Annotated in this window: 7 protein-coding genes and 1 tRNA gene; 4 read left to right on the forward strand and 4 right to left on the reverse strand. The window is 68.6% G+C overall.

Annotation, left to right across the window (positions count from 1 at the left end):
• The first annotated feature begins 37 nt into the window (after positions 1-37).
• Positions 38-1,006, forward strand: a complete 969-nt coding sequence (locus ACFWPK_RS21400; RefSeq protein WP_378918351.1) for an ATP-binding cassette domain-containing protein — start codon at positions 38-40, stop codon at positions 1,004-1,006.
• 20 nt (positions 1,007-1,026) lie between these two features.
• Positions 1,027-1,815: an ABC transporter permease gene (locus ACFWPK_RS21405; protein WP_378918353.1), complete on the forward strand. Its 789-nt coding sequence runs from the start codon at positions 1,027-1,029 to the stop codon at positions 1,813-1,815.
• A 52-nt stretch (positions 1,816-1,867) separates the two neighbouring features.
• Here ACFWPK_RS21405 and ACFWPK_RS21410 read toward each other — a convergent pair whose 3' ends face one another.
• Positions 1,868-3,088 carry a hypothetical protein gene (locus tag ACFWPK_RS21410; RefSeq protein ID WP_378918355.1) on the reverse strand — a complete coding sequence of 407 codons (1,221 nt, stop codon included), beginning with the start codon at positions 3,086-3,088 and terminating at the stop codon, positions 1,868-1,870.
• 50 nt (positions 3,089-3,138) lie between these two features.
• The gene (gene tnpB / locus ACFWPK_RS21415) at positions 3,139-4,611 is read right to left on the reverse strand and encodes an IS607 family element RNA-guided endonuclease TnpB (RefSeq protein WP_378918357.1); all 1,473 of its coding nucleotides are present in this window, start codon (positions 4,609-4,611) and stop codon (positions 3,139-3,141) included.
• Between the two features lie 373 nt (positions 4,612-4,984).
• Here tnpB and ACFWPK_RS21420 point away from each other — a divergent pair, with 373 nt between their 5' ends.
• Complete coding sequence (locus tag ACFWPK_RS21420; protein ID WP_378918404.1) at positions 4,985-5,602, forward strand: TetR family transcriptional regulator; 618 nt, start codon at positions 4,985-4,987, stop codon at positions 5,600-5,602.
• A gap of 13 nt (positions 5,603-5,615) precedes the next feature.
• Here ACFWPK_RS21420 and ACFWPK_RS21425 read toward each other — a convergent pair whose 3' ends face one another.
• Both ACFWPK_RS21425 and ACFWPK_RS21430 read right to left on the reverse strand, forming a co-directional pair.
• Positions 5,616-6,044 (reverse strand): holo-ACP synthase, encoded by a 429-nt coding sequence (locus ACFWPK_RS21425; RefSeq protein ID WP_378918359.1) that lies wholly within the window; start codon positions 6,042-6,044, stop codon positions 5,616-5,618.
• Positions 6,045-6,055: 11 nt separating this feature from the next.
• Positions 6,056-15,379, reverse strand: coding sequence for a fatty acid synthase subunit beta domain-containing protein (locus ACFWPK_RS21430; RefSeq protein ID WP_378918361.1), 9,324 nt, complete (start codon positions 15,377-15,379; stop codon positions 6,056-6,058).
• A 373-nt stretch (positions 15,380-15,752) separates the two neighbouring features.
• Here ACFWPK_RS21430 and ACFWPK_RS21435 point away from each other — a divergent pair.
• Positions 15,753-15,834: transfer RNA gene (locus ACFWPK_RS21435), tRNA-Leu, on the forward strand.
• Positions 15,835-15,920 lie beyond the last annotated feature (86 nt).

The following is a 15,920-nucleotide window of genomic DNA, read 5'->3' on the forward strand; positions in this document are numbered from 1 at the left end:
TCTCTACAGCATAAACAGTTTCTCGATCGGAGAAATCATGGCACCCGATTCCGTGCCCGCCCTCACCGTCAGCCGGTTGCGAAAGACCTACGGCACCCACGTCGTCCTCGACAACCTCGACCTCGACATTCCGGCGGGGACGGTCTTCTCGCTGCTCGGCCCGAACGGCGCGGGCAAGACGACACTGGTCCGCATCCTGGCCACCCTGATCCGACCCGATGGCGGCCAGGTGCGCGTCTTCGGCCACGACCCCGTCCACGCCGGGGACACCGTGCGCAGGCTGATCGGTGTCACCGGCCAGTACGCCGCCGTCGACCTCGTGCTGACCGGAACCGAGAACCTGCGCCTGACCGGCCGACTGCTGCATCTGGGGGCGGCCGAGACCAGGCGCCGCACCGCGGAGCTTCTCGACCGTTTCGAACTCGCCGACGCCGCCGAACGACCGGTGAACGGCTATTCCGGCGGTATGCGGCGTCGGCTGGATCTGGCGATGAGCTTGATGGGCCGACCGCGCATCGTCTTCCTCGACGAGCCGACCACCGGCCTCGATCCGCGCAGCCGCCGCGACCTGTGGACGGGGATCAGGGAACTCGCGTCCAACGGGACGACGATCTTCCTCACCACGCAGTATCTCGAGGAGGCCGATCAGCTGGCCGACCGGATCGCCGTGCTCGACAACGGCCGCGTCGTCGCCGACGGCACCCCACCCGAACTCAAGCGTCTGGTCCCCGGCGGGCACATCCGGCTGAGCTTCGCCGATCACCACCAGCTCGCGTCCGCCGCGAAGGCTGTCGACACCGCGTCCGCCGCGGGCACCCAGGTCGATCCCGAGCAACTGACCCTGCAGGTGCCCTCGGACGGCAGCGCGAGCGAGATGAAGCAGCTGCTCGACCGCTTCGCCGACCTCGGCATCGCGATCGAGCAGCTCACCGTGCACACCCCCGACCTCGATGACGTCTTCTTCGCCTTGACCGGTCAACCCCGCAGCGCCGCCTCGGTCGCCTGAACATCGAAACGAGACACACCATGTCCACTTTGTCGCCCAGCCGGCGCACGCTGCGCACAGTCCAGGATTCGGCCACGATGCTGGACCGCAATATCCGGCACACCCTGCGCAGTCCCGACACGATGATCATGACGATCGCGCTGCCCGTGATCATCCTGCTGATGTTCGTCTATGTCTTCGGTGGGGCGATGGACGTCGGCCCCGGCGCCTACATCGACTATGTGGTGCCCGGAATCATCCTGCTGTGCGCGGGATTCGGTGCGTCGACGACCGCGGTCGCGCTGTCCACCGATCTGGCCGACGGCATCATCGACCGGTTCCGTGCCATGGCCATCGCCCGCTCGGCGATGCTCACCGGCCACGTCGCCGAGAGCGTGATCCGCAATCTGCTCACCTCGGGAATCGTGATCGGGCTCGCGATCGCCCTCGGCTTCCGGCCGACCACCGACCCGTTGCGCTGGCTGGGCGTCGTCGGGGTGCTCGCGATGTTCGTGTTCGCGTTGTCGTGGTTGTCCGCGGCACTCGGTCTACTCGCCCGAAACCCCGAGGCGGCGAACGGCTTCACGTTCGTGTTCATGTTCCTGCCCTATGTGAGCAGCGCGTTCGTCCCGACCGAGTCGATGCCGGTCTCGCTGCACTGGTTCGCCGAGAATCAGCCGGTGACCCCGGTCATCGAGACGATACGCGGGTTGTTGATGGGCACGCCGATCGGCGACAGCGGGTTGCTCGCGGTGCTGTGGTGCGCGGGTATCGCGCTGGGCGGGTACGTCGCGGCGGGAGTTCTGTTCCGGCGTCGCACCAGCGTCTGAAAACAGTGAGGGGGGCAGCGCACAGGCGCTGCCCCCCTCACTGCGGGAACTATCAGTCGGCCGATGCCGTGTACGGGCCCTCCGGCGTAATACCCTGCGCAGGCTGCATGGTGAGCGGGATGCCGGTTCCGGGCAGCGTCGGTGCCGCGGCGGGGATCTGCGGCACCGAAGGCGCGACCGGTTCGAGCGGCAGCGGATCCTCCTCTGGTGCATCGCCGTACAGCTGGGTCGGGTAGTCGAGCGGGAACTCGCCCGGGTTCACCAGTTGCGGGTTCGGCGACACCGTCTCGTACGGCGAGGTGGCCGACTCCTCCGCCGGACTCACCTGCAAATCGCTGCCGGAACCCACCCCGCCGCTCGACCCGGTCTCCACCGAGGCGGCTTCGTGTGTCTGGGGGGCTTGCGGAATCATCGGCGCCGACGCGACGCCGGGCTCCGACGACACGGCGGTGTTGTCGACCGCAGGCGTCCCGCCGTTCATCACCGCATACGAACCACCCGCGACGAGCCCGCCCGCGAGCACACTGGCGGCCGCGGCGACCATCGCGGTCCCCCGCTTGGATCGCGAGCCGGTCTGGATCGGCACCACGACCGTGTCGCCGAGCGCGACCAGCGCGGCTCCGGCGGCGGGCGCGAACGGCGCCAGCCGGCAGGGCAGCACCGGCACCCCGAATCCGGCGACCGCGTCGCGCACCGCGGGCGCGTCCGACGACGAACCCACCAGCACCACCGCGCCGGGCTTCACCGACGCCGCCTCGAACTGGTCCCACGCCGCGGACACACCGGTGCGCAGCGCGTCGGGCGTGGGCGCACCGGTCTGCGAGTAGGCGGCGAGCACACGATGGCGACCGGGGTCGATCAGTGTCATCGCCTGGTAGCCGGGCACCGCCTCGAAGACGAGTAGATTCTCGAACTCGTCGAGCCAGGTCATCGCGCCCGCGACGAACAGATGCGCCGACTTCGCCGAAACCAGCGAGGCCGTGCGCCATTCGGTCTCCGCCAGCCGGGTGACGATCGCGCGGCGCTCGTTCGCGTCGCGGTAACTCACCGCCACCCCGGCGATCTCGTGCTCGTCATCGAGTTCGGCGGCGATCGCGTCGAGTGCGGTGTGTACCGCCACCGCCACTTCGGACTTACCGTCGCCATTGGCACGGACGGTGCGCCGCAGCAGCATCCGATCCGTGAGGGTGACGCCCGATTCGGCGAACGCCACCGCGTGCACGGCTCCCCGTTCGGTGCTGACGCCGAGGGTTACCACAGATCCTGCTGCCACAAGTCTTGCCTTCCGTTACCTTTTGGTGAGCAAATGCGTGTGCGCGCCCATCAGGCAGCCATCCCTTCCGAGGCGACGGTCCCGGCCTTACCACCACCACTGGTGGTGTAGAGCCGGGTGGACGCTTCACAGCCGGCCGCGTCTCCTACTTGCGTAGGATCGGTCTCCTGCCTGGCTCCACGTCCTGCCGCCGACCCACTGTCGGCGGGACCCTGTTCACCCACGCTTGACTGGGTGTCGCCGAGTCGGGCGAGGTTGATCGCGGCATTGCGATCACGATCGATCGAAACACCGCAGTGTTCACACTCATAGACGCGGTCGGCGAGGGTCAGGTTTGGCTTTCGCCCACCACACCCCGAACACGTCTTCGAACTCGGAAACCACCGATCAGCTTCCACCAGGTCCGACCCATACCATCTGGTCTTATACGAGAGCATCTGCCGGATCTGCGCCAACGCCGCATCAGCGAGCGCTCGGTTCATACCCTTCTTCCGGGCACCACCCGCCGATCGCATCCCGGCCGCGTTCAACGTCTCCACGGTGATGACCTGATGTTGCTGGGCCAAGGTCGTGGTCGCCTTGTGTAGAACATCCCGACGGATCGCGGCGGCACGCCCGTGAGTACGGCCTGTCCGAGCGGTGGTGGCTTGCCACCGCTTCGACGGCAGCCGCCTTGTTTTCGTGACCGAGTCGTACGGGCCGTGTTGACGTGCAGCCCGGCGTTGCAACGCCCTCAGCCGGGCCCGCGACGCCGCCAACGGTTTCGGGGCCGGAACCCGCCACAACTCACGACCGTCGGGAGCCGCGACCACGAGCAGGGCGTCGGCTTTGACACCGACATCCACGCCGACCACTGGGTCAGGTGACCGCCGCGCATGCACGGGACGGATCTTGCTCGCGATGAGTGTCTGGAACGACACATACCAGCGGCAACGTGAGTCCTGCGACAGAGTCGCAGACAGGATTCGCGCGGACCCCGCCTCGACACGGCGGGCGAGCTTTCGGGTGGACTCGTGTGTTCTGAGCCGCCCGAGCCGTGGCAAGACGATGTGGCGGCGGTCCGGTTCGACCCGGATCGTTCCGGTGGTGAACCGGACCGATGGTCGGGACCGGACCGCAGTCTTGAATCTCGGGAACCCGACCGGTTTACCTGCCCGCCGACCGGTTCGGGAGATAGCCCAGTTGTCCAGGGACCGTGCGAGGGCGTCGAGTCCGGTGTTGTAGGCCTCTTTCGAGTTCTCGGCCCACCACGGCGCGTGCTCGTGTTTGCGCTGGTTCCAGATTTTGCGGAGCTTGGGTAGTGACCAGCCGATCGACGGGGTCAAATCAGTGTCAGCTATGCCGTAGCTGCGTTCCGCGGCGCGTTGATCCATCACCGCTGTGACGAGGGTGAGCATGTGGTTGAACGCGAACCTGGCTGCCCCGCAATGAGATCGGAGCATCGTGTGTTGTTGCTGGGTCGGGTCGATCGCGAATCGGTAGGCCTGCACTGTCCATCCGTCGGGGATGTCGAACCTAGCCACCAGCAATCAACTCCTTCCCCAGGTTTCGTCGTCAGTCACCAACACACGCCACCACGCCAGAGCGATCTGGCCAGTTCCGAACCGTGACAGCGAACCAAGCCGCCGTCAGTCCCCAGCCGTTCGAGATCGGGTACGGCAAGAAGATCACCGCGAATAAGCGTGCAGATAGACGCACACTTATCTGATGATTCGTCACCGGTCAGGGCATGGATGGGTCGGGATTTCAGCTAGTTGTTGACACGCTGTCGGTAGAGGCGTGTCGCGGATGTGTGTATACCGCTAGCCTGGATGGGTGGAAGTACACGCGCAGGCCCGGTCACCGCAGAGCCGTCCGGACCCTGCGCTGGAATTGCAGGACGACCCGCAGGAGTTGATGCCGCGCAAGCGGCCGACGCAGGAGCGCAGCAAGCGCAAATTCGACGCCCTGCTGGCGTCTTCGCGCGAGCTGCTGGTCGAGGTGGGGTTCGAATCGTTCACCTGTGAAGAGGTCGCCCAGCGCGCCGAGGTGCCGATCGGCACCCTGTACCAGTTCTTCGCCAACAAGTACGTGATCGTCTGCGAGCTCAATCGACAAGACCTGGTTGCGGTTTCCCGCGAGCTGGCCGACTTCCACGGTGAAGTGCCCTCGCTGGACTGGTTGCGGCACATGAATCAGTTCGTCGACCACATGGCGAACCTGTGGACCACCGACCCGTCACGGCGCGAAGTGTGGCTGGCGATGCAGTCGACCCCGTCCACGCGGGCCACGGGCGCGCTGCACGAGAAAGAATTCGCCGCGGTCGTCTCGCAGATGCTGCGGCCGCTGACCCCGCGCACCCCGCGCGCCCGGCGCACGATGATGGCCGAGGTGCTGGTGCACGTCGTGTATTCGATGCTGAATTTCTCGGTGCAGGAAGATCAATCGAACACCGACGCCGTCGCCGAACTCAAGCGGCTGATGGTGGCCTATTTGCTCGTCGCCGAAAAAGAATCGCGAACCGCCGAGGAGTAGCGGTTCGCGATTTCTAGCCCCGGCCGTCGATCAGATCGGCCAGTTCGCCCGGGTCCTCCAGCACCACCATCGCCGCGGCGGTGTCACCGTCGTGGGTCAGGGACAGGTGCACGCGCACGCGGGGCAGGAACTCCGCGGCGAGGCCGTGGAGTTTGATGCTCGGTCTGCCCCACGCGTCGTTGACGACTTCGATGAGCGGGTAGGGGTTGTCGCCGATCTGTGGGCTGCGGGCGAAGCGAGACGATGCCCAGGCTTTGAGCACCGCCTCCTTCGCGGCCCAGCGTGCGGCGAAGCTGCGGTCCGGGTCGGTTTGCTTGCTCTGGCAGTAGCGACGTTCACCAGCGGTGAATGTCTCCCTGAGCATGGTCGACCCGGGCCGTTGCAGCTGTTCGGAGAACTCGGAGATGGTTACCAAGTCCAAGCCGATACCGAGAATCGTCACGAAGCGGCAGCCTACGACGCTTCGGTCGGCTGCGGAGCGATTTGGCCGGTGCCGCAACCCCATCCGTTCGCGCTGTAGACACCGTCGCTGTCCAGGCGTGCCTGCGGCGAGAGCAGCATGTCGGCCTCGAGCTGACGAATCTGCTTGGCCGGCGTGCCGTCGGCACCAAGCCGGCGATCGGCCGGCTTCTCGTACAGTGCCGACCCGCCGCACATGGCCTCGGCGAACCGCTGCCTGCCCGCGAGCTGACGCGTCTGCGCCCGCTCCTGGTACTCGGCGCGCGCGGCCGGTTCGATCGCGGCCAGGAACGCCTGCGGATGGACCACCGCGAGCAGACCGGACACGTGACCGAAGCCGAGCGAGGTCACCAGACCCGCCTTCAGCGCGAACTTCTCACCGAAGCGCAGCGGCTCGCGCGCCCACACCAGGTGCGGGTAGTCGGCCATCTTCTCGTCGACGCAGTCCAGACTCCGGTTCGGCGGCACCACACCGTTTTCCAGCACCTGGCACAGGCCGATGAGCTGGAACGCCGCCGCGCCGCCCTTCGCATGGCCGGTGAGGCTCTTCTGCGAGACCACGAACAGCGGTGCGCCGTCGGTACGGCCCAGCGCGCCCGCGAGCCGCTCGTGCAGCTCCGACTCGTTGGGATCGTTGGCCGCGGTGGAGGTGTCGTGCTTGGAGATCACCGCGATGTCGTCGGGGGTCACGCCGAGCTTGCGCAGTTCGGCCGCCAGTCGCGACTCGCTGCCGCCACGCCCCGCACCCAGTGCGCCGAGGCCCGGTGCCGGGATGGAGGTGTGCACGCCGTCGGCGAAGGACTGGGCGAAGGCGATGACGCCGAGCACCGGCAGACCCATCTCCACGGCCACGTCACCGCGGGCCAGCAGCACGGTGCCGCCGCCCTGGGATTCGACGAACCCACCGCGCCGGCGATCGTTGGCGCGGGAGAAGTAGCGGTCGCTGATTCCCTTGGCGCGCATGCTCGCCGAGTCGGCGGTGGCCGACATGTCACCGAAGCCGACGATGCCTTCGATACCGAGGTCGTCGAAACCACCGGCGACCACGACCTCGGCCTTGCCGAGCCGGATCTTGTCGACGGCTTCCTCCACCGACACCGCCGCCGTGGCGCAGGCCGCGACCGGGTGCACCATGGCGCCGTAGCTGCCCACGTAGGACTGCACCACGTGCGCCAGGGCGACGTTGGGCAGTGCCTCCTGCAGGATGTCGTTCGGGCGCGGTTCGCCGAGCAGGTTGTCGACGTAGAGCGAGCGCATCGAGGACATGCCGCCCATGCCGGTGCCCTGGGTGTTGGCCACCAGGCTCGGGTGCACCCAGCTCATCAGCTCGTCGGGGCTGAAGCCCGCGCCGACGAACGCGTCGACGGTGCAGACGATGTTCCACAGCGCGACCCGGTCGATCGAAGCGGCCATGTCGGCCGAGACGCCCCAGATGGTGGGGTCCCAGCCGGTCGGGATCTGGCCACCGACCACGCGCGACAGCTTCGCCTTGCGCGGCACCCGGATCTCGGTGCCCGCCTGCCGGGTCACGGTCCAGTCGCTGGAATCGGCGACCGGCGCGATGACGGTGTGCTCGGGATCGGCGGTATGGAAGGCCCGCGCCTCCGCCTCACCCGCGACGGTGAACGACAGGTCCTGATCGAGGAACACCGAGGTGAGCAGCGGGGCCGCGTTGTCGAGCATGGCGCCGTCGTCTTCGTAGCGGCGCACACCGCAGCGTTCGACGACGGTGTCGTGGTAACGCTCCGCGACCTCGGCTTCGGGCACGAAGTCACCGGACTCGGTGTCGTACCAGCCGGGCTTTGGTTCGTTCTCCCAGCGGATCAGACCCGTGGTCCAGGCCAGTTCGAGCACGCCTGCGGCCGAGAGCTTGTCTTCGACCTCCATCTCGAAGCGGGTGCGCGAGGAGCCGTACGGGCCGAGCTCACCCGCGCCGACGATGACGATCATGTCGCTGAGATCCGCGGTGACCTGACCCCACTCCGGCACGGGCAGTGCCGAACTCAGGGTGGGCGGTGCGGGCAGCGCGGCGATGGTCGCGGCGGTCGAGGCTTCCTCGATCTGCTCGGCCGCGGCCTCCTGCGCCTGCTTGGCGAGCGCGGACAGGTCGAGCTTGGCACGCGCCAGCCCACCGGTGAGGTCGATCTGCTGCGGGGCGGTGATCGTCACCTGGCGAGCACGCGAGGTGCACCACTTGAGCAGTTCGTCGGCCATCTCGGTGGTCGACCAGGTGTGCACGCCCGCCTTCTCCACGGCCTCGACCATGGGGTCGTTGTGGCCCATCAGCCCGGTGCCGCGCACCCAGCCGATCAGCGCGTGCACCAGCGTCACCCGGGCGGCCCAGGACTTCTCGGCCTTCCACTTCAAGACCACCGCGTCGAGCGCGGCCTTGGACTCGCCGTAGGCGCCGTCGCCGCCGAAGAGGCCGCGGTTGGGCGAACCCGGCAGCACCACATGCAGTTTCGCGTCGACGTCGTGGTCGGCGCCGATCGCGGACAGGCCGCCGATCAGCCGTTCCACCGACCAGAGCAGCACGCGCATTTCCATTTCGGCGCGGGCGCCCGCGTCGGCGAGGTCACCGGCGACGCGCGGTGCCGCGAACGGCAGCAGCATCGTCGGGGTCATGGCGTCCTTGACCTTGATCTTGGCGCCACCGGCGTTATCGACCTGTTCGGTGCCGACCCACTCGATCAGCGCGTCGAGGTCCTGGTAGGAGGCCATATTGGCCGGGACCACCCACAGCGCCGCACCGTGGCGGGCGTTGTCGCGGTAGAGCGAGCGGTAGAACCGCAACCGCTCGTCGTTGAGCCCGGAGGTGGTGACCACCACGGTCGCGCCGCCGGAGAGGAGCTTGCCGGTGACCGCCGCGGCGATGGAACCCTTGCTGGCACCGGTGATCACGGCGAGGTCGTCGGACCACAAACCCGGCTCGGTGGTGTCGAGGGCGGCCTTCGCGATCTGGGCGTACACCCCGGCCAGCACCGAACGGGCCTCGTGCATGGCCCGCTGCCGCCACCAGTTCGCCTGGGCGGCAACAGCGTCACCGGCACCGGCGAAACCGTCGATCGACTGCTCCGCGGTGGTGGCGTCGTCGCCGAGCCACATCTTCGCGAGGTCCTCGCGGGCGGTGGCCCAGCGGTCGTCGATGAGAACGGCCTTGCGGGCATCGAACGCGGGCGCGACCAAACGCGGCCAGTCCGAACCCAATTCGGCCGAGACGAGGTCGACGAGCGTGTCCGGAGTCGCTTCGGGAGCGCTCACCTTCTCACTGAGGCCGAGCTGTTCGAGCACCACCCGCGCCGCGGTGGCGAGCACGCCGTCGCGTCCGGTGATCTGTTCGGTGAACTCGCCGAGCGCCGCCGCGTCGACGGTGCCGCCTGCCGCGCCACCCGCCGAGGGCATCGAGACCGCGACACCGCGTCGTGCGGCCACGGCCTGCACGGCCGCGTCGATGGCCGCGTCTACCGACGCCGCGTCGCTGAGCGCACCGGCGGCGAGACCGCCGAGGTCGCCGCCGCGCACGCTGGCACCTTCACGGGTGCCGAGCGAGACCTCGGCGGTGACGTGGCTGGCCCAGCCGTCGCCGAGTTCCCAGACCTTCTTGACCCGGTCGGCGATGGCGGCGGGCCGCTTGCCCGACGGGCCGAAGACCTTGCGCAGGTGGTCGCCGATGGCGTCGGTGAGCACGGTGCCGAAGGGCTTGTAGGTGCGGGCCAGGCGTTCGACGGTGGCGGCCAGTGCGCCCATGTCGGCGTCGGCGGCACCGTCTATGGCACCGAGGGAGAGTTCGGCACCGAGGTCGACCAGCAGCTGGTTACGCCGCGAGGAGACACCGTCGCAGAGGCCCTCGATGGTGTCGACCGGGCCGATCTGGTCCATGCGCAGCTTGGTCCACAGCGCGATGAGCACGCGGGTGGCGTCGGCGGCGCTGAAGGCGATGTCGTCGGGGCGCGGGCCGCCGGTGGAGACCGGAGCGGCGGCGGCAACAGGTGCCGCGGCCGGCGCGGCCGTGGCCTCGACGGGGGTGTCGTCGATGTCCTCGACCGGCGCCGGATCGGTGTCGGTGGAGTAGACGACCGCCGCGTCACGTTCGACGTTGACGACCTCCACGGTCGCCCCGCCGAACGCGGGCAGCTTCAGCGTCTGCGAGGCCAGGTTCGCCACGGTCGGGGTGGCGCCGAGGCCGATCTCGACGAACCGCTCGACCCCGAGACCACCGTGCGCGGTGTCGGTGAAGAGCAGGTCCTGGGTCTCGATCCAGCGCACCGGGCTGGCGAACTGCCATGCCAGCAGCTCGATCAGCACCACGCGGCACAGCTCGGCATCGCGCTGCGCCCAGCTGTCGAAATCGGCCAGCACGGCCACGAGGGGCTCCGACGGCACGAGTTCGGCGATCTCGGTGAGGAACGCGCGGTCGAGGGAGAACGGCCGGGGCACCAGGTTCGGGATATAGCGTCCGACCAGGACTTCCGGGTGCACCTCGGCGGGCAGCAGCTGCTCGAGCTTGTGGCGGAACTCCGGCACACCGTCGCGCAGCACCGAGGAGTGGAACGGCACGTCGATGCCGGGCACCAGGATGAAGGCCCGCTTGCCACCGAATTCGGCACGGCGGCGGTCGATTTCGGTCTCGAGCGCCTCAAGCCCGGCGACCGTGCCCGCGATGGCGTACTGGGAGCCGCGCAGGTTCAGGTTCACCACCTCGAGGAACTCACCGGTCTGGGCGCCGATGCCGTTGACGAAGTCGATCACCTCGGCGTCGGGCAGCCCGATCTGCGACGGGCGGATGGCGGCCATCCGGTAGTCGCTGCGGCCCTGCGCGTCACGCGGGACCAGCTCGTGCATGGCCGAGCCACGCTGGAACACCACCTCGAGCACCGCCTCCAGGGGCAGCACACCGGCGACGGCGGCGAGGGCGTTGTACTCACCGACCGAGTGACCGGCCAGCATCGCGCCTTCGACGAACGCGCCCGCTTCACGCAGCTCGGCGACCTGGGCAACGCCCAGGGTGGCCATGGCGACCTGGGTGAACTGGGTCAGGTGCAGCACGCCGTCCGGGTGCCGGTGTTCGACGCCGCGCGCCTTGAGGTAGGTCGGGTTGTCGCGCACCACCGCCAGGATCGAGAAACCGAGGGCTTCGCGGGTGTGCGCGTCGGCACGCTCCCACACCCGCTTGGCCGCCTTCGAGCGGGTCAGCGCGTCCAGGCCCATCCCCTTGCGCTGGATGCCCTGGCCCGGGAAGGCGTACACGGTCTTCGGGGCGGCGGTGCGCCCGGTCGCGGTCATGACCAGGTCACCGTCGACGCGGCAGGAGACCTCGACGATCTCGGCGCCCGCGTCCACCGCGATCCGCTCCACCCGCACGTCCACGGTCGCGCCGGGGCGCACCATGCCGAGGAACCGGGTGGTCCATGCCGTGAGAGTGCGTGCGGGAACGGAGCTTTCGGGATCCACCGCGACCACCGCGTGCTGGGCGGCGGCCGAGAGCCACATGCCGTGCACGATCGGGCTGCCGAGACCTGCCAGCTTGGCGGCGGCATCGGAGGTGTGGATCGGGTTGTGGTCGCCGGAGACCGCGGCGAAGGCGTGCATGGCGCGCGGGGCGGCCATGCTGACATCGCGGCGACGGCGACGCGGGGTGTCGGTGGCGTCGTCGGAGACCGCACCGGCCGCGCGCGGCGGATCGGTGAGCTCGCCCGCACCGTTGCGGCCGCGGATGGCGAACCGTTCGACGAGGCGGGCCAGCGGGGTGGCGTCGAGTCCCTGGTCGAGGATCAGTCCGACGTGCACCACGACCTCGACCACACGGCCCATGTCGGTGTCGACCACCGCGCCGCCCTCGGCACGGACGACGAGAATGCTTGTCTCCGAAGGCAGTTCGTCGAGCAGGTCGATCTGATGGTCCAGGTGGACCAGGTCGAGCATGCCCTCGATGACGGAACCGCCCACCGGGGTGCGGGCCGCACCGAGCACGCCGAACACCGCAGGCCAGCAGGCACCGACCAGCACATCAGGGGCGGTGCGGCCGAGGGTGCTGAGGGTGTCTGGAAGACCCGAGCCGGTGACCCCGGCATGGTCGGCGATCAGATCCGGCATCCACGCCAGGTTGAGGTGTGCCACACCGGCTTTCACCTCGGGCAGCGCCTTCCCGGCGGCCACGCCGAGCAGTGCCGACATCGCGATTTCGGCATCGGCCTCGGTGATCACCGGCGCGCCACCGGAATACACGCTCGCGGGCACGGTGATGCGGATCCGGACGTTGTCGCGGGCCAACGGCACCGTCAGTTCCACATAGCTGAATTCGGCTTCGGGACCGGTGGTTTCGGTCAGGGTGGCGCCGGTGCCGTGGTGCACCGCACTCCCCTGCTCGATGGTCCACTCGGAGATCTCGCCGAGGCGGTGCACCGGGTTGACGGTGGTACGCCCGGCCCACTGCACGTCGGGGGCGGCGAGCACGGTGTCGATCGGACCCGCGACGACGCCCGCGGCGCGACGCGCGTCCACCGGCTCGGGCACGACACCGGCCCTGACCAGGCTGTACGCGGTGTCCTGTTCGAAGCGGTCGAGCAGCTCGCCGACCGGCTCGTCCACCCGGGTGATACCGGCGACGGCGACGGTGCCGGGAATGACGCACACCTGATCGGCCGAGTAGCGCGGATCATGGGCCTGCCACAGCGAATCCGAACGCCACCAGCGCCGCACATCGGCGTCGACGACAGGCACGAAGTTCACCGGCTTGCCCGGTGTCTTGCACAGCGAGACGAAGAACGGCACGTCGGCCGGGTGCAGCACGGTGTCGGCGACGGTCGGGTACTGCTTCTTCAGCGCGCACAGCGCCTGCACCGGGTGCTCGAAGGCTTCGTCGTCGGCGAACAGGGTTTCGATCTCGCCGCTGTCGGCCGGGTTGAGCCGGGACTCGGTGCGGCGCATCATCTCCGCGAACCGGTCGCGCCAGCTGATGTCGAGCCAGTCCGAGCGGGTGGCGTCGCGGATCGCGTCACCGATATCGCTGCCGCAATCGAACGAGATCGGCACCTCACTCGTCACAGCGAGGGAGACATAGCGTTCCAGCCACTGCTGGTAGGTCATGGTGGCGATGTCGCCGAAGTAGGGCTTGGCGGTGGCGTCGAGCGCCGCGATGATCTCGGCGCGGCGGCTCGCCACGGCGTCGGCATCGCCGGCGACCTCGTCGAGCAGGCGGCCGGTGCGCGAGGCGGCATTGTCGATCTCGTGGATATCGGCGCCCAGTTGGCTTCGCCCGGAGGCCATTCCGCCACTGGCGGTACCCGCACCGACCCAGTCGGGGGTGCCGGGGGTGTCGACGAGCAGCTGCTTCACCTCGGGCGCGGTGGTCGCTTCGAGGGTGGCCATGGCCGCGGTGCCGACGAGCACACCGTCGAGCGGCATGAGCGGGTAGCCGTAGCCGGTGGACCAGGTGCCGGTGAGGTAGTCGGTGGCGCGCTCGGGGGTACCGATGCCGCCGCCGACGCAGATCACCACGTTGGCGTGGCCGCGCAGCTGGGCGTAGGTGGCCAGCAGCAGGTCGTCGAGGTCTTCCCAGGAGTGGTGCCCGCCGGCCTTGCCGCCTTCGATGTGCATGATCACCGGATAGTCCGGGACCGCGTCGGCGATGCGCAGAACGGCCTTGATCTGGGCGACGGTGCCCGGCTTGAACGCGACGTGGCTGATACCGGCCTCGGACAGCTCACCGATCAGTGCGACGGCTTCGTCGAGTTCGGGAATGCCCGCGGTGACGATCACGCCGTCGATCGGCGCACCCGCCGCCCGCGCCTTCTGCACCAGCCGCTTGCCGCCCAGCTGCAACTTCCACAGGTAGGGATCGAGGAACAGCGAGTTGAACTGCACCGCGCGACCCGGCTGGAGCAGCTGACGCAGCTCGGTCATCCGGTCGGCGAAGATCTGCTCGGTCACCTGTCCGCCACCGGCCAGCTCGGCCCAGTGCCCCGCATTGGCCGCGGCCGCGACGATTTTCGCGTCGACGGTGGTCGGGGTCATGCCCGCCAGCAGGATCGGCGAGCGGCCGGTGAGCTTGGTGAAGGAAGTCTCGACGACGATGCGGCCGTTGGGCAGGCGCACCGGCTTCGGCGCGAAGGCCGACCACGGCGTCGACGGCTCTGGCGCGGCGCCCGGGGTGAGCAGGCTGCGCTGACCGGCGCGGGTGGCTGCGGCGATCACGCCGACACCGGTGCCCTTGAGCGAACCGCCGGTCACCCGCGAGAGCAGGTCGCCGGGGCCGAGGTCGAGGATCCACTGCGCGCCCGCGTCGACCACGGCGTCGACGGTGGCGACCCAGTCGATCGGGTCGACGAGTACCTGCTGGGTCAGGGCGGCGGCGAGGTCGGCGTCGATCTCGCACTGGCGGGCCCAGCCCGCGACCAGTTCGACGGTCTCGGCCAGCGCCGGGTGATGGAAGGCGACGTCGACGGAGATGTCCTCGAACACGGGCGCGAACACCGCGCCACCGCGGGCCTTGCTCTCGCGCTCACGGGTCTGCTCGTCGTGCAGCTGCGCGCAACGCGTGCGCACCCGATCGATCTGCGCGGGCGCACCCGAGAGCACGACACGCCGACGTCCGTTGCGGATCGACACGACCGCGGCGGTCGCGGGGTCGACTCCTTCCGCCACCTCGGTGACGATCGCCCGCAGCTGTTCCGGGTCCACATTCGACACCGCGACCATCGGCGAGCGCTCGCCCACCGGCATCAGTCCACGCCTGCGCGCGACGAGTCCGGCGGCCGCACCGACGAGCTGGGCGATGGCCAGCAGCTCCGCGTCACGCGTGCCGCCCGCTTCGACCGCGGCGGCGGCGAACAGCCCCTGCGAATGTCCGACGATCGCGACAGGCGCGTGCTCGGCCATGTCGAGACCCTGCAACCGCAACGCCCTGGTCGCGGCGAGCTGGGCCAGCAGCACACCCGGCATGGAAACGGCCACCGAGCGCAGCACCGAGTCCGCGGGTGCCGAGGAGGGCTCCTCCGGCTCGTCGAGCTCGCTCTCGAGCACCCAGCCCATCGGATCGAAACCACCGGGGCGCACCACCAGCAACTGTGTCGCAACCGGCTCGATCAGCGCGGACGCGTCATTGACCAGCGCGGTCAGCTCGGGCTCCAGCGCACTGTCGCGCCCGATCTCCTCGAGCTCGCGCAGCCACTGCGCACCCTGTCCACCGAACGCCAACGCGTATCCCGCCCCGTTGCGCAGCTGCTCCAGCAGCGCCGCGCGGACACCTCTCGCCGGGCCACGACCATTCGTCTTCATGGTCGCTTCCGTGCCGATTTCGGTGCTCTCGTTGATCGTCAAGACGCTCGACTTCCTTCTCCTGGCGTGTCGCCCACCGACGGCACGCACACGTATCCGGCAGCCCCTCGGGCCTGTTGAGAGCCACAATCGCACAAAATCATGAGGAAAGCCTCACGTTTCCGACCCCACCAATGGCTACCGCCCAGTATTTCCGTATGTCCGTACCAGAATCATCTGAAACATGACACAGCCTCATGTTTGAACACGCAGGTCCAGCCTGTTACCGGGATTCTCAAACATGAGTGCCCCTCACATTGAGGTTTACCGAATCGTTATAATCCCAGGTAGTGTTACCCACGAGTACGCCACGCCGCCCCAACGCTTCGCGCAGCCCGATTCGCCCGGTAGAGTTTGGACGGTCGTACACATCCAAGCGCGAGTGGCGAAATTGGCAGACGCGCCAGATTTAGGTTCTGGTGTCCACGGACGTAGGGGTTCAAGTCCCCTCTCGCGCACTCTCTTGCACGTTTTTGCGTCAGATATGACGCAAAACGTGGTGGAGAGCCTCCATCGCACCACTTGAGCACGTAGATGCGACAGA

It is taken from the genome of Nocardia sp. NPDC058519 (genome assembly GCF_042719755.1).
Taxonomy (GTDB): Bacteria; Actinomycetota; Actinomycetes; order Mycobacteriales; family Mycobacteriaceae; genus Nocardia.